The organism is Flavobacterium sharifuzzamanii, from assembly GCF_003254585.1.
GTDB classification, from domain to species: Bacteria; Bacteroidota; Bacteroidia; order Flavobacteriales; family Flavobacteriaceae; genus Flavobacterium; species Flavobacterium sharifuzzamanii.
Genome location: NZ_QJGZ01000040.1, coordinates 409,006 through 431,692, shown reverse-complemented (window position 1 = coordinate 431,692; position 22,687 = coordinate 409,006). Strand labels below are relative to the sequence as shown.

The window sequence follows — 22,687 nt, the reverse complement described above, 5'->3', positions numbered from 1 at the left end:
ACAAAAGCCAATCAGATTAAAACAAAATTAAAATGCACTTAAGCAATTCTTAATTTTCATAAAAACTATACCCGAAATACCTTTTTAGAGCAAATTATTCTTGGTTTAAGAATATAAATTTCTACATTTGCTTTTATTTTTATTTATTCTAAATAGGTTAAAAATATTCCCAAAAAAATAAATTAATCTTGTACAATTCTATAACCATAAATTATCGAAATATGAAAAAGAACCTTTTTGTTTCTTTTGCATTTGCTGCTACTTTATTTGTAAGTGCCCAACAAAAAAACTCACTGTTAGATGCCGCTTTCTGGAAAACTTCTCCAACTGTAGAAACGGTTCAGGCAGAAATCACTAAAGGAAATAATCCAGCTGAAGCTAATGCCAATGCATTTGATGTTACTACTTTGGCTATTAATAATGATGCTCCTTTTGTAACTATCAAATTTTTGGTAGAACAGCCTGGAAATTCAGTTACAAAATTAACGCACGATAATCGTATCTATCTACACTGGGCTGCTTATAGAGGAAATACTGAATTAGTACAATATTTAATCGCTAAAGGTTCTGATGTAAATTATGAAGACAGCCACGGAACTGCTCCTGCAGATTTTGCTGCTTCAAGCGGTCAGTCAGATGCTGCGATGTATGATGCTTTCTTTAAAGCAGGACTTAATCCGACAAAAAAATATGCTAATGGTGCAAATCTTTTACTTTTAGCTATTGCTTCTGATAAAGATTTAAAAGCAGCAGAATATTTTTCTTCTAAAGGAATGTCTTTAAAAGATGTTGATAATGATGGAAATACTGCTTTCTCTTATGCAGCAAGATCTGGAAATATCGCTCTTTTGAAAAAACTTTTAGAAAAAGGAGTTAAACCTACAGATGGTGCACTTTTATTTGCTGCACAAGGAAGCCGAAGAGAATCAAATACTCTTGAAACTTACAAATATTTGGTTGAAGAAGTAAAAATTAAAGCAACTGCCCAAAACAAAGCGGGACAAAATGTATTGCATTTCTTGGCAGGAAAACCAAATCAGACAGAAATTATTCAATATTTCTTAGCAAAAGGTGTTGATGTTAATAAAACAGATAAAGAAGGAAATACACCATTAATGGCTGCAGCTGCGGGAAGAGATGCGGCAGCTTTGGAACTTTTTCTTCCAAAAGCTAAAAACGTAAATGCACAAAATCTAAAAGGAGAATCTGCTTTGACATTTGCTGTAAAAAACGGAACTCCAGAAGCTGTAAATTTACTTTTAGCAAAAGGTGGCGATGTTAATGTGAAAGATAAAGACGGAAACAATTTAGGCGCTTATTTAGTACAATCTTATCGTCCGGCAGGAAGAGAGAAAGCAGCAACAGATCCTTTTGATGCAAAAGCAAAATTACTTCAGGATAAAGGTTTAAATCTTGCAGCTCCTCAAAAAGATGGAAATACTTTATATCATTTAGCGATTACTAAAAATGATGTTTCTCTTCTTAAAAAAATCACTGATTTAAAAGTAGACATCAACGCTAAAAACAAAGACGGCTTAACGGCTTTACATAGAGCAGCAATGACTTCTAAAGACGATTCAATCTTAAAATATCTAGTTTCAGCTGGAGCTAAAAAAGACATCAGTACAGAGTTTGACGAAACGGCTTATGCTTTGGCTAAAGAAAATGAAGTGTTAACAAAAAATAATATCTCAGTTGAGTTTTTAAAATAACTTTTAATAATTATGAGTTTTGAGTTATGAATTATGGGTTGAAAATCTAAGTCATAATCCAAAACGCAAAATTCATAACTCATAACTTATAATTCATAATTCATAACTTAATTTCATGAAATCAATATTAAAAATTGCTCTTACAAGCGCTTTTATCTTTTTAGTTTCTTTCCAATCTCAGGCACAATCGAGCAAATATAAAATCATGCTTCAAATGAATAACTATATGGGAGAAGGTGCTTATATTGTAGTTTCTTTGGTGAATTCGGCTGGCGAATACGAGAAAACGCTTTATGTAATGGGCGATGACAAAAAATGGTACAAATCATTAAAAGAATGGAATAAATTCCATACTAAGAAAAATGAAGATATCAGTGCTAAAACCGGTGCTTCTGTTACTGGTGGAGACCGCAGTGTTACAACAATTGAAATTGAAAATTCTAAAATCAATAAAGGATATAAACTTCGTTTTGAATCGGCTGTTGAAGACCAAAAATACTATGTAAGCGATCTTGAAGTTCCACTTACAACTGAAGGTATGGCAGATAAAACAGATGGTAAAGGCTACATCAAATATGTAAGATTAAACAAAATATAATCTTAAGCACATTATTTTTTAACCTTATAATGAGTACAAATTTTATTTTTGTGCTTAAAATTGAATCTGAGCTTTGTCATTGTTTTAAACTTTGACAAAGCTTTAAACGTTTTATAATAGAATACACTCAATGACTCTTTCTTTCTGGCGTTATGCACACTTGGCTCTAGCCTTATTTTCTTCTCTTTTTTTGCTTTTGGCTTCGGTGACTGGAATTATTCTGGCGGTCGATGCAGTTCAAGAAAAAACACTTCCTTACAAAGCTGAAAATTTTAATGAAATAACTTTAGGCGAAACGCTATCAATTTTAAAAAAAGAGTACTCTGAAATTACAGAATTGAGTGTAGATTACAATCAGTTTGTAACACTTCAGGCAATTGATGCTGATGGAAATGATGTTAAGGCATATATTGATCCAAAAACAGGAAAAGCATTAGGAACTCCTGCAAAGAAATCCGAATTCATAAATTGGATTACGAGTTTACACCGCTCGCTATTTCTTCATGAAACGGGGCGTTTTTTTGTCGGTGTCATTTCTTTTTGTTTGTTATTAATCTCTATTTCAGGTTTTGTGTTGGTTCTAAAAAGACAGCGTGGCATCCGAAATTTCTTTTCTAAAATAATCAAAGAATATTTCGCTCAATACTACCATGTTCTTTTAGGAAGATTGGCTCTTATTCCTATTCTAATTATTGCACTTACTGGAACCTATTTATCGCTCGAAAGATTCAACTTTTTTATGGGTGAAGAAAAAGCAAAACCTGTAAAAACAACACTTTCAGAAAAAGCGAAAACAGTTTCAATCTTTAAAACGACTTTATTATCTGATGTCAAAAAAATAGAATTTCCGTTTACAGATGATCCAGAAGAATATTATATCATTGAATTGAAAGACCGAGAAGTCGAAGTCAATCAGGTCACAGGTGCAATAATTTCTGAAAAACATTCTCCAATGACCACTCAGTTTGCCGCATTAAGTCTTGATCTTCATACGGGAAGAATTAACGGAATTTGGGCTGTAATCTTAGCAATTGCGTGTATCAATATTCTATTCTTTATTTATTCTGGTTTTGCAATTACTTTGAAAAGAAGATCTAGCCGAATTAAAAATAAATTTAAAGCAAGCGAAAGCACTTTTGTACTTTTAGTAGGTTCAGAAAATGGAAGCACTTTCCGATTTGCCAATGCGATTCAGAAGCAATTAATTGAGAATGGACAAAAAGTTTTTGTAAGCGAATTGAATAAATTTACAGCTTATCCAAAGGCTGAACATATTGTTGTTTTCACTTCAACTCATGGTTTGGGTGATGCGCCTTCTAACGGAACACAATTTAAATCATTAATAGAAAAACAAAATCAAGATCAGAACATTAATTTCTCTGTGGTTGGTTTTGGTTCTAAATCTTATCCTGATTTTTGCCAATTTGCAATTGAAATAGATCAGCTTTTAGGAAAACAAAAGTGGGCAGATCGTTATTTAGATTTGAAAACTGTAAATGATAAATCGGCTGTTGAATTTGTAGAATGGGTGAAATTATGGAGCGGAAAAACAGGAATTCCGCTAGCAACAACTCCATCGCTATATAATCATATTCCAAAAGGTTTACAGAAATTAATGGTTTTAGACAAAACACCAATTTCTGATACCGAACATACTTTTATTCTGACTTTAAGAGCAAGTGCGAGAGCTAAATTCAGTTCTGGCGATTTATTGGCAATTTATCCTGCCAACGATTCTAGAGAGCGCCTCTACTCTATCGGAAATCACTCTGGAAATATTCAATTGGTTGTAAAATTGCATCCAAACGGATTAGGTTCTGGTTTCTTAAACTCGTTAGAACCAGGAAATGTCATAAAAGCGCAAATTGTAAAAAATCCTGCGTTTCATCTTCCGAAAAAAGCTCCAAAAGTGGCTTTTATTTCTAACGGAACAGGAATTGCTCCTTTCTTAGGAATGATCGAACAGAATAAAGCAAAACAAGAACTTCATTTGTACAGCGGATTCAGAATGGAAACGCCAACATTAATGGCGTATAAGAAGTTCGCTGGCATAATGATTCAAAAAGAACATCTGGATAATTTTCATGTGGCGCTATCACGCGAAGCAGAACATATTTATGTAATGGATTTGATTAAAAGAGATTCTATTTTCTTTGTGAATTTATTAAACAAAGGCGGTGTTATTATGATTTGTGGTTCACTTGCCATGCAGAAAGATGTTGAAGCTATTTTGAGTGAAATGTGTTTGGCAAAAGGATTAAAAACGCTCTCTGAATACAAAGCCAATAAACAATTTTTGACAGATTGCTATTAATGGTTAATGGTTAATTATTAATTATTGATTTAGATAATGTAAAAATCCCAGAGGGATGGCATATTTATAGATTTAATTTTATCCGTATACAGCTAAAGCCCCAGAGGGGCGACATACATAATCTAGAGATATAGCTCCTCTGGAGCTTTATTCATAGGTGTCAAATCTATTTCTATAAATATTACGCTCCTCTGGAGCCTTTTTAAAACGCTATAAAAAGATTTTCATGCATAAATTATTATCATATAAAATTTCATTTTTTTTTGTAATTATTTGCTGTGTATCTGCTCATTCGCAAGTATTACGAAAAAGAACAACGCTTTTAATGGGCGGACGTTTTGACATTTCTATCGTAGACAAAGATTCTCTTTCGGCAGAAAAAAATATAGATGAAGTTATTGCCGAGATTACACGAATTGAATATTTAATATCCGATTGGAAACCCACTTCTCAAGTTTCTGAAATCAATCAGAATGCTGGAATAAAACCTGTAAAAGTCGATCGCGAAGTTTTTGAATTGACTAAAAGAGCCATCAAACTTTCTGAAATTACAAATGGCGGTTTTGATATTAGCTTTGCGGCAATGGACAGAATCTGGAAATTTGACGGCTCAATGACGGAAATGCCTTCGGCGGAAGCCATAAAAAAATCGGTAGAAAAAGTCGGCTATAAAAACATTATTCTAGACAGCACAGAATCGACTATTTTCTTAAAATTAAAAGGAATGAAAATTGGATTCGGCGCTTTAGGTGAAGGTTATGCAACCGACAAATGCCGTGCGATGATGATTGCAAAAGGCGTTCAGGCTGGAATTATAAATGGTTCTGGAGATATGAGCACTTGGGGAAAACAACCTAATGGAAAAGATTGGAAAATCGGAATCACAAATCCGTTTAAACCAGAAAAGATTTTGGCAGCTGTTCCTTTAATAGACGGTGCTGTAACAACTTCGGGCAGTTACGAAAAATTTGTAGTTTTTAATGGAAAACGTTATTCACATATTATAAATCCTGCAACGGGTTATCCTGCCACGGGTTTGTGCAGTGTAACAGTCTTTGGTCCAAACGCTGAAACCGCTAACGGATTAAGTACTTCTATGATGGTTTTAGGTCAGAAAGAAGGTTTGCTTTTACTTCAAAAATTCCCAGATTATAGTTGTGTGATGATTACGGATAAAGGGAAAATTATTAAGTCTAAGAACTTTCAATATAAATTATGAGTTATGGGTTATGAATTATGAGTTATGAATTATGAGTTATGAATTATGAGTTGACTCCAGCTTTAGCTGGAGGTATAAATGTATCTACATATGAAGGCTTTAGCCAAAATAAGTTTGGCTAAAGCCTTTTTCATTTCCTTTCAAAATAACCTCCAGCTAAAGCAAGAGGCAACTCATAAATTAAACTTTGCGTCTTAGCGTCTTAGCGAGATTATTTCATTTGCATTAGTAATAAAAAACACTTTACGGAAATCCTTCTCCCGAAACTTCGGAATTGCTCAAGAAGACAACCGAATTATCAATTATCAATTGCCAACTCATAACTCATAATTCATAACTCAAAAAAACAACATTAAAATAACATTAGAATGCTACTCCAAATTCTAATAATCTTCTAATTTATTTATTTAGATTAAATTTAAATTATCATATAAGTTTGCAGTCCTATAAATAGTAAACTTACATGAGAATTCTTTACGCTCTCTTTTTTATGATGACTTTTTCTGGGTGGTCTCAAACCGGAAAAATTACAGGAAAAGTCTATTTTGCCAATAATGAAACTGCTTTTGGAGCATCGGTTCAAATAACGGGAACTAAAAAGTTTGTTGTCGTTGACAATGATGGTCAATTTGAAATAAAAGGTTTGGCATACGGAAGTTATGACTTGGAAATTTCTTCAATGGAAGCTAAACCAAAAACGGTAAACATTTCTGTTTATCGTCCATTACATCAAATCAATATCGCGTTAGAAAAAATAACAGATCCGAAAGCGCTTAAAGAGGTTAAAATTGAGAAGAAAACATTCAAAAAAGACATTATAGAAAAAGGATTTGCAGTAAATGTCATCGAAACGCAAGAAGCTGCAAAAAGAAATCTGCAAACCAACGATTTATTAGATCGTTCTGGCGGCGTAAGAATCAGACAAAATGGTGGATTAGGTTCTGCTGTAACGTACAATATTAACGGAATGTCTGGAAATGCGATTCGAATTTTCATTGACGGAGTTCCGATTCAGACTTATGGCGCGTCTTTCAGCTTAAATAGTATTCCGCCCGCTTTAATAGAACGAATTGAGGTTTTTAAAGGAGTTGTTCCAGCTTATTTAGCCGATGATTCACTTGGAGGTGCAATCAATGTGGTTTTAAAGAAAGGAGCAAAAAATAGTCTAAATGCTTCTGTTTCTTACGGTTCATTCAATACCGTGCAATCGAATGTGAATGCTTCTTACAGAGACAAAAACGGATTTACTGTAAAAGCAAATGCATTTCAGAATTACTCGGATAATGATTATGAAGTTTGGGGAAAATGGGTTTATAATATCGCTCCAAACGGACGTTACGAATACATTCGTGCGAAGAGATTTGAGAGCATGTACCGTTCTTTTGGCGGAAGATTAGAAGCTGGTTTTACCAATGTCGATTGGGCAGATAATTTACTTATCAGTTACAACGGCTCACAAGATTTTAACCAGATTCAGCACGGACAATACATGACTAAACCTTATAAAGGACGTTTTAGCGAATCGGCAGCCAATGTTTTTAGCTTGAATTATAATAAAAAAGACTTCCTAATTAAAAACCTAGATTTTTCTCTCATTTCAGTTTACAGCCACAGAAACGATGTGATCAATGATACCGTAAAATGGAACTACAACTGGAATGGCGAAAAAGCGTTGGGTCTCTATGGCCAGCCTATTTTAACCAATACTGGAGCACAACAGGGCGCGCCAACCATCAATCATATGAGATCGGATATTTTTAATACTCGTGCAGGTTTAAGTTATGCGATTACTGAAAATCACAAGGTTTTGGTGAATGTTATGACTTACATTCTTGATCGAAATGATTATGATGAAATGCAACCAGAAATTACTAGAAACTTTATAATTACTAGAGATTTAGCTAAAACCATTTCTTCATTTGCTTACGAAATGACGGCATTTCAATCTCGATTTAGAGCGAATCTTTTCGTAAAAAATTACAATCTGAAAAATGAACAGAGAGATCCGCAAGTTGTAACTCAAAATGGGCAAAATGTAGCAAAAGAAGTCATTACCTCTAAAAAAACCAATTATACAGGTTACGGAATGGCCACTTCCTACTCTATTCTGCCAAAAGTTATGGTTATGGCTTCTGCTGAGAAGGCAATCAGACTTCCTTCTGAAAATGAAATATTTGGAAATCCCGGAGAAAACATCATCAGCAATTCTGGTCTAAAACCTGAACAGAGCAATAATTTTAATGCAGGTCTTCGTTTTGGTCCATACGAAATTAACCATCACAAATTTACTGTTTCAGGAAACGCTTTCTGGAGAAATACCGAAGACAAAATTGTCCGTCAGATTAGCGATCGTGTAAACGAAGCGATACAAGCTTCACCTTTCGTAAACTTAGGAAAAGCGCAATCTGTAGGTTTTGAAGCTTCTTTTCAATACTCTTTCAACAATCGTTTTTTTGCGGGTATGAATCTTTCAAAATTCAATTCGCTTTTTAAAGATAAATATGATAAAAACGGAAACATTCTTCCGAACTATAACAAACAGCTTCCAAATGAGCCTTTCTTTAATTTAAACGGAAATCTTCAATACAATTTTAGAAACGTAATTCAGAGCAAATCAGAGCTTAATTTGTATTACTACTGCGGTTATGTTGCGCCATTTTATACTTCATGGTTAGAAACCGACAGAACTACAGCACAGTTTCCGCAGGATTTAGGTTTGAGCTATGTTTTTCCAAACAAACAGATCACAGTAAGTTTTGATGCCAGAAATGTTTTTGATGAACAGGTTTATGACAATTTTGCGGCTCAAAAACCAGGGAGAGCCTTTTATTTAAAACTCAACTATACCTTAAATAAATTTTAATCATTCAATACATAACTAATTTTTAAATGCAATAAAAATGAAAAAAAACACATTTAAATTATTTACCTCTAGCTTGCTAATTGGTGCATTAGCATTGACTACAGCTTGCAGCAGCGACGATAACAAAAATACTGAACCTGTAAACCCAGAAACAGACGGACGCTGGATTACAGTAGCTGGAGCAGTAATGCAGACAGATCCAGGAGACGGAAACGGCGGTACAAAAGTATACGCTATTAGTAAAGCGAATGCTATTGATCCTAATTTTTCTGTAAATGTTTACGATCAAGGTGTACCGGTTCAATCTAGCAGAACGGCACGTTTACAATCTTCTGTTGACGGAACTACGCTTTTCAACATCACGTACACTGGTGCAAATGGTGGAGAATTCATGACATACAAAGTAAACGGAGGAAACAATTTTGCACAATCTGATGCTAAAGTAAATATTTCTCAATATGCGGGAACTTCTCCAAGATGGGTAAAACTTTTTGATGGAGATAAAACAGGTGTTGCAGTAAACATTGCTACTCCAATTGTTAATGTAAACGAAGACAAATCATATAAAAACACAAGAGGAAAAGCGACTGTTTTGTCTCTAGATATGAAACAGACTTTAATTTCTGCTTACAAACAATATGATATTCCGTTGACTGCTGAAGAAGAAGCACAAGGACACCATATTTTCCGTTTAGATGCTCCAACATTAAACAAAGCAGGAAATAAATTAATCATCGGAACTTGGATGCGTAAAACGAACACTGCTGATCCATCAAAAAACGAAACTACTTTTACTCGTTTAGGATCTAAATCTGTTGTGGTTGATTATCCTTCTTTAGAAAATCCAGTGGTAATTACTTCAAAAGTTGCTTTTGGTGATACTAGCGGATACAGAAGTTTTAACAGTTTTGTGGCTACTGACGGAAACATTTACCAAGCAACACAAAGAGATACTCAAAAAGGCTCTTATATCTTAAAAATCAATCAAAACAATCAATACGATGACAATTATGTATTTAGTTTAGATACTGCTTTAGGAGTAAAAGGAAGCTATATTGATGCTTGGAGATATGTAGGAAACGGAATTGCTTATGCTGTTTATACTTTTGAAGGTACAAATCAAGGTTATGTAGCAAGACTTGATTTGAATGCTAGAACAGCACAAAAAGTTGAAGGTATTGATTATGATGCAGACTTAGATTTCGGTCAATATCAAGGTTTTGTCGTTGATGGAAACAGTTTCTACATTGCTATTACTCCAATTGGAAAAGATGGTAACATTTACGTAATTGATATTCCTTCTGGAAAAGTTACTAAAGGTGCCAAATTATTGAACAAACCAGGAAACCACTACATTGGGGTATTCTAAAAATATACAGCTGTGAAAACAGTTTGTGAAAAATTCATCACTTGAGTTTTTTTTTAATCGAACATTCCGCTTCTATTTATAGTAAGCGGAATGTTTTTTTTATGATTAAAATTTTGAAATAATCAATTAGACTTTAAATAAAAGACGGCGTCTATACCACTTAATAGATACCGTCTTTTCAAAAAACAAAAACTAATTAACTTAACTCATTTTGTGAAATTGAACAGGCATTAATTTCACTAGTCGAATTAATTTATTTGTATTGAATACCGCTTTGTTTTAATTCTGTTTAATAAAAACCAAAGCTTCTTCATAATTGGCTATTTCTACAAGTGCATTAAAAATATATTTTGAAACTAAAGCTCCTCCATCTGAATTAATCAGAGCAATATCATCATCTGGCGTGTGGTATTGCGGATGTCCGCCTGTATGAAAACCAACCGCCGAAATAGATTCTTTGTAGAAAGAAACATGATCTGAACCGCCTACATCTCCTGCGTGAATAACAGGATTTAATCCTGAGTTTTCTTGCAGTTTTTTCATTAATTCTACTCCGTTTGGAAAAGTTCCCGCACCTCCCATATAAAGTTCTTTTTTATCGTTCAATCTTCCGACCATATCCATATTGAGCATTACTTTTACAGATTCTTTAGGAACGGGAAGATGATTTACAAAATATTTGGAGCCAAGCAATCCTTCTTCTTCTCCGCTAAAGGAAATAAAAATGATGCTTCGTTTTGGTTTTACTTTTTGTTTTGAAATTTCTTCTAAAATGCAAAGCAAAGCCGACACTCCAGAAGCGTTATCATCTGCTCCGTTATGAATGGCAAAAGCTTCTTTCTTTTTACTTCCAGAACCTTGTCCGCCCCAGCCCCAGTGATCGTAATGCGCACCGATTACGATGTATTCATTTTTCAAATTAGGATCTGAACCTTCGATGTAGCCTACAACATTTTGCGTTACCACACTATCCGATTTCATTTTATTGATTCCTTCTTTGACAAATACTTTGAAAGGCTGATAATAACTATCACTGAATTGCTGTAAACCATATTTCTTAAAATATTTTTTGATATACGCAGCCGCATCGTTATTTCCTCTAGTTCCCACAAAACGACCTTCCAATTTATCTGATGAAAGATATTTATCATGTTTATAAAAGGTTTTAGCCATTTGTGCATTCACGAAAGTGTAGCAAAAGAAAAGAATTGCAATAAAGAGTTTTTTCATAATTAGTTGTCTATAGAATGGAACGCGGATGAAACGGATTTGCTTTGCAAAGACGCGGATAAACACAGATATTTTACAAAAAATGGAATGAAAAAATCCGTAAAAATCCGCGTTTTCACGAAGTGAATCCGTTTTATCAGCGTACTATTATCTTATAAATCAAAAGAAGTATGTTTAATATATTTTCGATCATAAGTATACAAAACGTGTATTCTTTTATCTGTAGTTTGAATTATGGCTGGATAACTAAATTCTCCTTTTTCCTGTTTTTCAAGATCGAATAATTTCGTCCATTTTAAACCATCTTTAGAATATTCAACATCTAGAATATTACGTCCGTTAAACCAGTCTTTTCCAATTGGCAGCGGGTTATTTACTAATAAAAACAGATTTTTGTTTACTGTTAAAGCATCGATACCCGAATTGGAATTAATGACATTTATCGTATTGGTTCTAATCCAGCTTTTACCATTATCTCCCGACCAGCTAGAAACTACTTTATTGTGTTTGCTGCGAGACAGCATCTGAATATCGGTAACGCTATGTATTAAAAATGTTGGCTGAATAATATCAAAGTTCTGATTGTTTTCTACGGCTATTTTCTTCCAAGAATCTGTTGCTTCTGTATATTCTTCAACATGCACACGCCATTCTTCTGTGTTGACACTTTCTGTACTGCTTCCGCATAAAATTACGCCAGGAGTAGTTTCGATTGGTTTATTTCGAATTGGACCTAAAATTCCATCTGGAAGATACTTTGGTTCTCCCCATGTTGTTCCGTTATCTTTTGAAACTATCATCGCGCCAAACCATTCTCTCGGATTTTTTCCAATTTTATAAAACAAATACAAATTCTGGCTTTTGCTTTTAAACAAAACCGGATTCCAACAAGGAAGTGTATCTCCGTTTTTAATCAATGGCTGAATCAATTCTTTTGGTGCAGACCATTTTTTGTCTTTGTAAGCCGAAATATAAATTCCGACATCTTTTGCACCTTCATATTTTCCGCCAAACCAAGCTGCTAAAATTTCGTTTGGCTTATATTCAACCAACGTTGAGGCGTGACTGTTTGTAGTAACAGGCGGATCGGCAATATAACTGCTTTCGATATTTACCGCTTTTATCTGTGCTTTTATTTCATTCGAAAAAAGAAATAAAGCCAATAGCGCTGCAACAGTATATTTTGTCTTTAAAATCATTTTATTTTTAAATTATTAAACACATAGAAACATAGATTTTATTAAAAAAAAAAAAAGAATAAAGAAAGAAACTAGTTTCTCACACATAGCTATGCGAAAGAAATATTTTTCTCTTTGCTTTTCTTTTAAGGCAAAGAACCTATGTTTCTATGTGTTAAAATTAAATTTGTTCAATTTCTCACAAAGGGAATTTCTTATGAATTAAAGTTGGGGCAAAAATTCACTGGCCTTCATATAAAACAAAAGGAGAGTTACCTCTCCTTCTGCTCAAGTAACAAATCGATTGATCTATTACTTTACCAAATTAATTATTTTGTGTCCCACCAAAGTCTTGTTCCACCAGAGTCTGGACCTCCTAATTTAGAAACTCCATCTTCTACAGCCGCTTTGTTTGATGAGTACTCGTTTGTCGTGTAAATAATTCTTTTCATCAAAGATTTTCCAACTCCAGCATCTGGATTATCAGTATTTAAAACTGGATAGATTACTTTAGCATCGCTTCTTCTTAAATCTGCCCAAGCTTCCCAAGATTCTGGGAAAATTGCTAAGTATTTCTGAACTGCAATTTGAGTTCTTTGGTCAGCAGTAGACGCAGACCATGCCACTGGCAATTTAACTGGAATATCTTGTAAATCTAAAGTTGGATATACGGTCAAAATGTTTGGCAATGTTGGCAATGATGTACCTGCAATGTACGCGTTAACATCAGCTGCTTCTGTAATTCCCCATTGTGCAAGCGATAATCTAATACCTGTTTCATACAAAGTTTTAGCATCTGCTCCCATATTCCATCCATTTAAAGCTCCTTCTGCTCTACTTAAATAGTTCTCAGAAGCCATGAAGATTTCAATGTTTTTAGTTTCGCTAAGTGTATTATTAGGACCATTTCCTAAAACATTATTGTTAAATTTAGAGAATTCAGTAGTTCCAAATTGATCTTCTAAACCACCAACTGGATTTCCTCTATATACTCCTGAAGCAATTGGCGCAAACCATCTAGATAAACGCGGATCTTTATATCCTACTAAGATACTTTCCATAGAAGATGTCATTACATAACCCCAGCTGTTTACAATCATGTTTAAGTTGTTTGGCGTAATGTTACTTGCTTTAAAGAATGCACTTTGATCATTTGTTTGCATTACTCCGGCAGCAACGGCAGCTTCAGCTTGAGTTTTTGCATTTGCAGGATCTTTATCAGAAATTCTTAAAGCTAGACGTAATCTCATACTGTTTCCAAAGATTCTCCATTTGTCAACACTTCCTGCGTAAACTCTATCATTTGGGGCAAGTGAAGCAACTGAAGTTGCAGAAGTAGAAGTTAATGTTGCATTTGCTTCGTCTAATAATTTAAAGAAATCTGCATAGATAAACTCCACGCTATCGTAAGGAACCTTATCTTTTCCGTTACCAGCTTCAGTATAAGGAATTGGTCCGTAAGCATCAACCATTTGGTTGTACATGAAAACTTTCCAGATTTTTAAGATTGCTAATGCTTCTGCATTTCCTTCAGAAGCTTTAATAGCATTTGATAAAGCTGGAGCCGCAACAGTGTAAAATCTTGTCCATCCTCTTCCTTCGTATCCATTTACGAAAGCATTTCTTTCTGTTCCGTATCCACAGTTCAAATAGTGAATAAAAGTTGAAGACAAAATACCTGTAGCAATACCCCACGTACCTTGATCATCTATACCACTTGGTGATGAATAAGAACCATTGTGGATACCTGCGTACAATGCAGATGCAAATGCAGGACCTGCCAATGTAGCATCCAACTGATCTTCAGTCAATGAATTAGGATCTTTGTTTATTTCATCAAAATCGCCAGTACAGCTTGATAAAATCGAAACTGCCATTAAAGCAACTCCTAATGTTTTTATTTTAAAACTATATTTCATGATATCTCTTTTTTAATTAAAATCCGAATTTAACATTCACTCCATAATCTCTCGTTGATGGAATGTTGAAAGATTCTATACCTTGTAAGTTACCCGTACCTGCTCCCGCTTCTGGATCAAAGTATTTCGCTTTGTTTAAGAAGAAGAATAAATTTCTACCTACTAATGAGAAATCGATGCTTGTAAATCCTGAGTTGCCTAATAAACGTTTTGGCATTGAGTAACCAAAAACAAGCTCTCTTAATCTGATGTTTGTTGCATCATAAATAAATGGCTCTGCAATTGGAGTTCTTTGACCAATTGCTGTCCAGTATTGTTCAGCATTGATACTTGTTGTGTTTTGCGTGTAAGTTCCGTTTCCGTTATCTACAACACCATCCACAATAATTCCGCCATTTCTTCCTGCCAAAGTAATATCACTTACCCCTAAACCAGCTTGTCTCGCTTGAGTGTATGAAATAACTTCACCACCGATTCTGAAATCAACCAAGAAGCTTAAAGAGAAATCTTTGTATTTAAAGTTGTTTTTGAAACCTGCAGTCCAATCTGGGTTAAAGTTACCAGCACGAACATCAAAACCATTTGTAGCTAATGGAATACCCGCACTATTTACAATGATATTTCCGTTTGGATCTCTTTGGAAACCTTTAATGTATAAATCACCATATTCACCACCAACAACCACTTTACTTCTTACTAAACGTCCTTCGCCAAGAACTAACTCATCTCTTCCCTCAAAGATAGATTTTACTTTTGACTTATATGAAGCATAGTTTGCTGTAATATCCCAAGTAAAGTTTGCCGTTTGGATTGGAGTTGCAGTAAGCGTAAGCTCAATACCTTTATTTTCGATATCTCCACCATTTACGATCGCTCTAGAATATCCAGAAGGTTCTGGTGTATTGATGTAGAAAATTTGATTATTAGTCAAGGTATTGAAATACGTGAAATCTAAACCTAAACGATTGTTGAAGAATCTAACATCAGCACCAAACTCTGTAGAAGAAGAAATCTCTGGTTTTAAGTTTGGATTTGCTTTTGTGCTTTGTCCGTATAACATACCGCCGTTTCCACCAATGTAAGAGAATCTTTGTTGTGTTTGATACGGATCTGTATCGTTACCCACTTGTGCATAAGAAGCTCTTAATTTAGCAAAGCTAATTACTTCAGGTAATGTAACCATATCTGAAATTACAGCCGAAAGTCCGAAAGATGGGTAGAAATAATCTTCTGGTAAAGTAGAAGACCAGTCATTTCTAGCTGTTAAATCTAAGAATAAGTAGTTTCTGAAACCAATTTGACCAAATCCGTAAACAGAATTAATTCTTTTTTCTGAAGCTGTAGATGTAGATTGAACTGTTTGAACGTTACTTAGGGCAAAGAAATTTCGTTTACTCAATACACCGCCAGAATTTAAAGCTGAACTATTTTGTTGTAATGAACTCGCACCAGCGTTAAGACCAACAGAGAAATCTCCGAATTTTTCATTGTAAGAAAGTAAAGCATCAATGTTTAATTCGCTTACTGTTTCATAAGATTCGCTGTAAGAACCCATGTTATTGTTGAAAGCAGCAGTTGCATATCTGTTTCTTACGTTTTTGTTTGTCATTTGGTCTAAACCAGCTCTACCTTGTAAGCTTAACGTTTTTGTAAACTCATATTTAAGAGACGCTAAACCAATAAATCTATTTCTTTTATCTGTACGAGCATCATCTCTTAAAGCAGACCAGAATGGGTTTCCGCCAGGAGCTCCAGTTTCATCAAGAAAATAGTTTACTTGTCTTTGTCCTGCAGCATCAAAATATTCGAAATCTTTGTAATCGTTGTAAGCAATACTACGAGGCAATAAATAAGCAGATGTTCCGATAGACTCTTCACCCGTTCTCAATAAGTTATCGATATCTTGAACGATGTAGTTTGTTTTAGCATCTAAAGTTAATTTATCTGTAATCTTGCTTGTCAATCTTAAGTTAAGATTGTGTCTGTCCAATTGGTTTCCACCCACAATACCTTCAGCACGTGTATTGGTATAAGAGAAATAACCTTGTGCTTTTTCGTTACCAGCTGTAACTGTCAAAGTGTTTGCTAAGTTATATCCTGTTTTGTAGAAATCAATAACGTTGTTTTTCTGTGGAGAATAACTTTGTGTAGCTGGTCCCGCATAATTTGGATTACGAACCAACTGCCAAGCAGATACCTGACGTCCGTCTAAAGGTGCACCCCAGCTTGAGCTTGAGTTTGAAACATAATTTCCGTTTGTTCCTTGACCGTATTCGTTTTGCAAGTTCATCAAATTATAAGCTGAAGAAGCCATAAAGTTAGATGATAACGAAACCGAAGTTTTTCCAGCTTTACCCGATTTAGTTGTAATTACGATTACACCATTTGATGCTCTTGAACCATAAAGAGCTGCTGCAGACGGACCTTTAAGAACAGTCATCGAAGCAATGTCTTCTGGGTTAATGTTAGAAATACCATCAGGTTGTGTAGTTCCTCCTGTATCAATATCAGGATTTGTATTTGTTGTTCCGTTAGAAATTGGCACACCATCTACTACGTAAAGAGGCTGGTTGTTTCCGTTTAACGATCTGTTACCTCTTAACGTAATTCTAGAAGAAGAACCAACACCATTTGAAGTTGTAGAAAAGTTAAGACCTGCAACTTTACCAGAAAGTGAGTTCGCAACGTTTAATGATCTTGCTTCAGATAACTCGTCTACAGAAACGTTTTGTGCAGAATACGTAATGGCTTTTTTCTCTCTTTTAATACCAAGAGCGGTAACCACTACTTCTCCTAACTGCTGCGTATCTGGGCCAAGAGTTACATTAATTGTAGATTGTGATCCCACAGCAACTTCTTTTGTAGCAGATCCTACATAAGTAAAAACCAAAACTGCTGATTGATTTGGAACACTAATGCTGTACTTACCATCAAAATCTGTTGAAGCACTTGTTTTAGTTCCTTTAACAATAATATTTGCTCCAGGAATCGGAATCCCGCTTTGAGCATCTGTTATCGTTCCTTTTACTGTTGTCTGCGCTTCTAGGGCTTGAAACCCGAAAAGGCATATGACAAACAGTAATTTTAGTACGTTTTTAATCATATTAGTTGTTTTTTTAGAGTTAATAACATGTTAAACTTAAGAATACATTCTGTTAACAAAATATAATTTCGACAAATGACAATTTTGAAAAGGTGTTGGTAAATCTTAAGCGTTTTATTGAAAGAAAACGTTTTCATTTGTAATCCTACTCTGCCTTAAATTAAAAGACCAAATTCTATTATTGAATAGAATTTGGCCTTTTATAATTGTATTCATTTTTTTAAAGCAAAAACGCCGAAAAATCTTCGGCGTTTTTGGGTTTTTAATTCAAAACCTTAAATTTTGTTTTAAGCAAATCAGTCGAATTTCCACCGACCATAACTTCAAAATCTCCAGGCTCTACAACGCGTTTCATTTCTCTGTTCCAAAGAGATAGCTCATCTGGTGTAAGTGTGAATTCGACATTTTTTGTTTCGCCTTTTTTGATATTTAATCTTTTGAATCCTTTTAATGTTTTTTCAGGAGTTGTTACTGAACTGTAAACATCGTTAATGTATAACTGAACTACTTCATCACCATCTCTGTCTCCGACGTTTTTAACATCAACAGAAACTTTTACTTCTCCATTTGGTTTAATTTCAGTAGTACTCAGTTTTAAATTAGAATATTCAAACTTCGTATAACTTAATCCGTAACCGAAAGAATATAAAGGATGTTCGCTTTCTGCTACATATTTATGGATCGCAGATGGTTTTTGATTATAATATATAGGTAACTGTCCAACTGATTTTGGAACCGTAATTGGTAATCTTCCACCCGGATTATAATCTCCAAACAAAACATCAGCTACTGCTCTACCTCCTAATTCGCCTGGGAACCAACCTTCTAAAACTGCTGGAATATTTTCAGCAATCCAGTTTGTAGAAAGCGGACGACCATTTAACAACACACAAACTACCGGAGTTCCTGTTTTTTGAATTTCTTCGATTAATTGCTGTTGAATTCCAAATAAGTCCAAAGAAGCTACGTCTCTGTTTTCTTCAACCAATTCGTTAGATTCTCCTAAAACCACAATCGCAACATCTGCTTTTTTAGCAGCATCGATTGCTGGCTGTAAGTTTACTTTTTCTAAATTCCAACGGAAATGAGCTCTGGCTCCCCAGCCTCCTTCCCACATTTCAATGCGGACTTTGTATTTTTTACCTTTTTCGATGTTTTTTGGAACGGTAACCATACTTGTCGCTCCCTTTGTCCAGTTGTCGATAACCAATTGATCGTCGATATACATTCTAATTCCGTCATCAGAACTTAAACCTAACCATCCGTCCAATGCTTGATCAGATTTTAAGAATCCTGTCCATCTGATAGAAAAATCATCTACATTCACGCCATCACCAGGCGCCCAAGGCCAATCAAACTCTAACTGGCTATCGATACGAGTCAATGCTGGAGTTCCTTCTAAGTTTCTGTTATTAAAATATTCTCCTTTTAATCCATTTTGAGATTCATCTGGAGTATATAAATATTTAGATGGAATAATCTGTCCTTTTACGATCAATGGAACTCCTTCTTCATAAACTACATTTGCAGTTTTTCCAACCAATTCCTTTACTCCCTCAAAAACCGTCATTCCAACACTATTTTTAGGAGCATAACCTCCCAATCTTGAAGCATTTGCATTTGGTCCGATAACCGCAATATTTTTTAAGTTTTTGCTTAAAGGCAAAATATTGTTCTCATTCTTCAATAAAACCATAGATTTCTGAGCCGCTTCTAAAGCAACAGCTTGATTTTCTGGAGTATGAAAACGTTCTTTAATCAAGTTTTTATCTGTGTACGGATTTTCAAATAATCCTAATAAGAATTTCAAACGTAAAACTGCTCCTGCTGCACGGTCGATATTTTCAGTTGTTAATTTCTTTTCATTAACTAATTCAATGACTGTATTTTGCCAGAATTCGTTTGAAAAATCATAAAACTGCATATCAACACCAGCTGAAACTGCTTCTCTAATAGCATCTTTTGGAGAGTCAGCCACTTTGTGAGTGGTTTGGATATATTTAATAGCTCCTAAATCTGAAACTACCAATCCTTTAAAACCCCATTCGTTTCTCAAAACATCCGTCAATAACCAATGATTTGCTGCACAAGGAATTCCGTCTAACTCAGAATAAGCACACATTGTTCCCAAAGCACCGCCTTTTCTAAATGCTTTTTCAAAAGATGGCAAATGGTCTTCTCTTGCAGAACGTTCTCCAACCAAAATTGGCGAAGAATTTCCTCCCGCCTGTGGAATACCGTGAACGGCGAAGTGTTTTGGTTCTGCAATAATAGAACGATCTGATTTCAAATCGTCTCCTTGCATTCCTTTAATGAAAGCCAAACCAATTTCACTATTTAGGAAAGCATCTTCTCCAAAAGTTTCAGCAACACGTCCCCATCTTGGTTCGCGTCCTAAATCTAAGTTTGGTCCAAAACCAAAATGAACACCATGTGCTCTAGCTTCCATACCAATTACTTTACCCACTTTGTCCATCACAGCAACATCCCAAGTTGCTCCAAGCCCAATGTTCATTGGGAAAGCGGTACTTCCTTCGTCTAAATAACCATGAAGCATTTCACACATAATCAAAGCTGGAATTCCCCAACGGTTTCCTTTGATTACGTTGGTTTGAAGATCGTTTATCATTTTCGCTGAACGGGGATAAAGATCATGAATAGCTCCAATTCCTAATTTTCCGATTTTTTCTGCCGATTTAGCTTTAGCAAAATCTTCTTTATCTTTAAAAAAATCTCCTCTATACATATCCATCTGACGCACTTTTTCTCCAAGTGTCATACGGCTTAGCAAATCTTGTACTCTTTCTTCTACTGGTAATTTGGCATCCTGATACGGATATTTTTTCTGGGCATGGGTTTGGTTTAAAAAACCAACAGCCATTACAAAAATAATGGCCGTTTTCCTCATTCTTAATTGTAACATAGTTGTGTGTTTGTTTAATTTTGAATCACTTTAAGCTTTGTTCCATTCACAAAATCATCATGTGTGATAAAGAAGCTGTTGCGTGTTTTTCCGTTTAGCTCAATCGAATTGATTTTCCCGCCATTATTTTCTTGTCTTTCAATTACGATGCTTTCTTTTTTATAATAGTTTGGATCTAATTTGATCGTTACTCTATGAAACATTGGCGTTGTAATGGTGTAAATTGGATCTCCTGGAGATATTGGGTAAATTCCCATCATCGAATACACCAACCAAGCCGACATTGTTCCTGTATCATCATTTCCTGGTAATCCTTTGGGTTCATTTTTGAAATATTCGCGAACCAATTTCTTAACCATTTCCTGAGATTTATATTCTTCGCCTTTCACATAATTGAATAAATACGGATTGGCAATGTCTGGTTCGTTTGCCATATCAAATTGTTTGATATCAAAGATTTTCTGCAATTGCGCCGAAAATGCTATATCACCTCCCATTAATTTCTTCAACCCAATAATGTCATGCGGAACCATAAAAGCGTATTGCCAAGCGTTACCTTCTATAAAACCAACATTTTCTTCAAAATTAGCTCCAGAAGCGGGATCAAAAGGTTCGTACCATTTTCCGTCAGGCGTTCTTGGTCGAAGCAGATTTAAGTTTTTATCGAATAATTTTCTGTAGGATAAGGAACGTTCTTTAAAACGTTTTACGTTGTCTTTATCACCAAATTCGTTGGCCATAAGCGAAATAGAATAATCTGAAATATTGTATTCCTGAGTTGTAGAAACTGGGCCTTTATTATCAGTTGTTAAATATCCTTTTTTGATATAATCTTTCAATCCAGGACGAAGCGGATTATTTTCAATATTATCTGCGCCTTTCAACATCGCATAATAGGCTTTATTAACATCATAATCACGAATTCCTCTCATATAAGTATCTGTAATTACAATACTTGCAGGATCTCCAACCATGGTAAAAGTTTCAGTCGAATTCAGTTCCCATTTGGGTAACCAGCCGTTTTCATCAAACATAGTCAACATACTTTTTACCATATCAGATTGCTGTTTTGGATAAACCAAAGACATCAGCGGATGTACATTTCGGTACGTATCCCATAAAGAAAATACGGTATAACGGGTGTCATCGGTTTTAGCAATTTTACTTCTTTTGATTACGGGATATTGTCCGTTAATATCATTTAAAATATTTGGATGAATTAAAGTGTGATACAAAGCTGTGTAGAAAATCGTATTGTCTTCTTTTGAACCACCTTCAACCAAAATTTTAGACAATTCTTCATTCCATTCGTTGTAGGTTTCTTTGTAAATTGCATCAAAAGATCTGTTACCAACTTCTTTTGCTAAGTTTTCACGGGCATTTTCGATACTTACGTACGAAATTCCAATCTTCACTTCAACCGTTTCTTGTTTGTCGAATTTATACGTAAAATAACTTCCAATACTATCACCTACTACGGTTTTAATGGTATTTTCCATTATTCTCGCTTTTCCGTTGTAACCCATCCATTGCGCTTCAACACCGTTATATTTTGTGGGCTTTTTCCAAACTCCAAATTTATGGGCAGGTTTAGAAAATTGAGCCACAAAATAAACCGGATAAGCATCTTCTGGACTATTGTAACAAAACGAACCAACAGATCGCATTCCTTCGATTTCTGTAGAAGAAACCACCTTTACCATCGCGCCTTCTTCGTTTGTTAATCCTAAACCAAGATTTAATAAAATATTAGATTGCCCTTTCGGGAAAGTGAATCTGCTTACTCCCACTCGTTTTGAAGCGGTAAATTCGCCTTTTACTTTGTATTTGTCGATGTTTACGCTGTAATAAGCAGCTTTGGCAACTTCATTAGAATACGTTGAACCGTATTTTAAATGATCGATTTCTATATTTCCAGTTGTTGGCATCAATAAAATAACACCCAATTCCGGACAGCCAACTCCGCTTAAATTCACTTGACTAAATCCTGTCAAAAACGTATTTTCATTCACATACGGATTCGAAAGCCATTGACTATCTTTTTCCATCGGTGTATTTTTAACTCCAGCCACATTAAACGGGCTAATACTTGCCATTCCACGCGGTGCAATTGGTCCCGGAAAAGCCGCACCATAATTGGAAGTCCCAATAAACGGATTCACGAAATCGGCAGGTTCCTGCGCAAAAATCGTAATGCTAAAAAACAGCATGTATAAAATACATGCTGTTTCAAATTTATTTTTAATATTTAAAACCATA

12 protein-coding genes are annotated in these 22,687 nt (G+C 34.8%); 6 read left to right on the top strand and 6 right to left on the bottom strand.

Annotated features, from left to right (window positions below):
- Positions 1 to 221 precede the first annotated feature (221 nt).
- From DMA14_RS16745 to DMA14_RS16720, 6 genes are all read left to right on the top strand, one after another.
- Positions 222 to 1,712 carry an ankyrin repeat domain-containing protein gene (locus DMA14_RS16745; protein ID WP_111425729.1) on the top strand — a complete coding sequence of 497 codons (1,491 nt, stop codon included), beginning with the start codon at positions 222 to 224 and terminating at the stop codon, positions 1,710 to 1,712.
- Positions 1,713 to 1,827: 115 nt separating this feature from the next.
- A complete protein-coding gene (locus tag DMA14_RS16740) occupies positions 1,828 to 2,310 on the top strand; it encodes a DUF2271 domain-containing protein (RefSeq protein WP_111425728.1) in 483 nt (160 codons plus the stop codon).
- 130 nt (positions 2,311 to 2,440) lie between these two features.
- Positions 2,441 to 4,624 carry a PepSY domain-containing protein gene (locus tag DMA14_RS16735; RefSeq protein WP_111425727.1) on the top strand — a complete coding sequence of 728 codons (2,184 nt, stop codon included), beginning with the start codon at positions 2,441 to 2,443 and terminating at the stop codon, positions 4,622 to 4,624.
- A 226-nt stretch (positions 4,625 to 4,850) separates the two neighbouring features.
- On the top strand, positions 4,851 to 5,843 hold the full coding sequence (locus DMA14_RS16730; protein WP_111425726.1) for an FAD:protein FMN transferase: 993 nt from the start codon (positions 4,851 to 4,853) through the stop codon (positions 5,841 to 5,843).
- A gap of 463 nt (positions 5,844 to 6,306) precedes the next feature.
- Positions 6,307 to 8,706: a TonB-dependent receptor gene (locus DMA14_RS16725; RefSeq protein WP_238989990.1), complete on the top strand. Its 2,400-nt coding sequence runs from the start codon at positions 6,307 to 6,309 to the stop codon at positions 8,704 to 8,706.
- A 37-nt stretch (positions 8,707 to 8,743) separates the two neighbouring features.
- Positions 8,744 to 10,075, top strand: coding sequence for a hypothetical protein (locus DMA14_RS16720; protein WP_111425725.1), 1,332 nt, complete (start codon positions 8,744 to 8,746; stop codon positions 10,073 to 10,075).
- Between the two features lie 279 nt (positions 10,076 to 10,354).
- Here the strand turns inward: DMA14_RS16720 and DMA14_RS16715 are convergent, their stop codons facing one another.
- The 6 genes from DMA14_RS16715 to DMA14_RS16690 form a co-directional block, all read right to left on the bottom strand.
- Entirely contained in the window at positions 10,355 to 11,305 is a 951-nt protein-coding gene (locus tag DMA14_RS16715) for a M20/M25/M40 family metallo-hydrolase (RefSeq protein ID WP_238989989.1), read from the bottom strand.
- Between the two features lie 152 nt (positions 11,306 to 11,457).
- Complete coding sequence (locus DMA14_RS16710) at positions 11,458 to 12,504, bottom strand: sialidase family protein (RefSeq protein WP_111425723.1); 1,047 nt, start codon at positions 12,502 to 12,504, stop codon at positions 11,458 to 11,460.
- 308 nt (positions 12,505 to 12,812) lie between these two features.
- Positions 12,813 to 14,402, bottom strand: a complete 1,590-nt coding sequence (locus DMA14_RS16705) for a SusD/RagB family nutrient-binding outer membrane lipoprotein (protein ID WP_111425722.1) — start codon at positions 14,400 to 14,402, stop codon at positions 12,813 to 12,815.
- Between the two features lie 16 nt (positions 14,403 to 14,418).
- Positions 14,419 to 17,505, bottom strand: a complete 3,087-nt coding sequence (locus tag DMA14_RS16700) for a SusC/RagA family TonB-linked outer membrane protein (protein WP_111425721.1) — start codon at positions 17,503 to 17,505, stop codon at positions 14,419 to 14,421.
- A gap of 262 nt (positions 17,506 to 17,767) precedes the next feature.
- Positions 17,768 to 20,428 carry a glycoside hydrolase family 3 protein gene (locus tag DMA14_RS16695; RefSeq protein WP_111425720.1) on the bottom strand — a complete coding sequence of 887 codons (2,661 nt, stop codon included), beginning with the start codon at positions 20,426 to 20,428 and terminating at the stop codon, positions 17,768 to 17,770.
- A gap of 14 nt (positions 20,429 to 20,442) precedes the next feature.
- Positions 20,443 to 22,686 carry a GH92 family glycosyl hydrolase gene (locus DMA14_RS16690; RefSeq protein ID WP_111425719.1) on the bottom strand — a complete coding sequence of 748 codons (2,244 nt, stop codon included), beginning with the start codon at positions 22,684 to 22,686 and terminating at the stop codon, positions 20,443 to 20,445.
- Position 22,687 lies beyond the last annotated feature (1 nt).

Excerpts from the sequence above, each read along its gene's own strand:
- DMA14_RS16745 (WP_111425729.1), top strand. The coding sequence starts at position 222 with ATGAAAAAGAACCTTTTTGTTTCTTTTGCATTTGCTGCTACTTTATTT.
- DMA14_RS16740 (WP_111425728.1), top strand. The coding sequence starts at position 1,828 with ATGAAATCAATATTAAAAATTGCTCTTACAAGCGCTTTTATCTTTTTA.
- DMA14_RS16735 (WP_111425727.1), top strand. The coding sequence starts at position 2,441 with ATGACTCTTTCTTTCTGGCGTTATGCACACTTGGCTCTAGCCTTATTT.
- DMA14_RS16730 (WP_111425726.1), top strand. The coding sequence starts at position 4,851 with ATGCATAAATTATTATCATATAAAATTTCATTTTTTTTTGTAATTATT.
- DMA14_RS16725 (WP_238989990.1), top strand. The coding sequence starts at position 6,307 with ATGAGAATTCTTTACGCTCTCTTTTTTATGATGACTTTTTCTGGGTGG.
- DMA14_RS16720 (WP_111425725.1), top strand. The coding sequence starts at position 8,744 with ATGAAAAAAAACACATTTAAATTATTTACCTCTAGCTTGCTAATTGGT.
- DMA14_RS16715 (WP_238989989.1), bottom strand. The coding sequence starts at position 11,305 with ATGAAAAAACTCTTTATTGCAATTCTTTTCTTTTGCTACACTTTCGTG.
- DMA14_RS16710 (WP_111425723.1), bottom strand. The coding sequence starts at position 12,504 with ATGATTTTAAAGACAAAATATACTGTTGCAGCGCTATTGGCTTTATTT.
- DMA14_RS16705 (WP_111425722.1), bottom strand. The coding sequence starts at position 14,402 with ATGAAATATAGTTTTAAAATAAAAACATTAGGAGTTGCTTTAATGGCA.
- DMA14_RS16700 (WP_111425721.1), bottom strand. The coding sequence starts at position 17,505 with ATGATTAAAAACGTACTAAAATTACTGTTTGTCATATGCCTTTTCGGG.
- DMA14_RS16695 (WP_111425720.1), bottom strand. The coding sequence starts at position 20,428 with ATGTTACAATTAAGAATGAGGAAAACGGCCATTATTTTTGTAATGGCT.
- DMA14_RS16690 (WP_111425719.1), bottom strand. The coding sequence starts at position 22,686 with ATGGTTTTAAATATTAAAAATAAATTTGAAACAGCATGTATTTTATAC.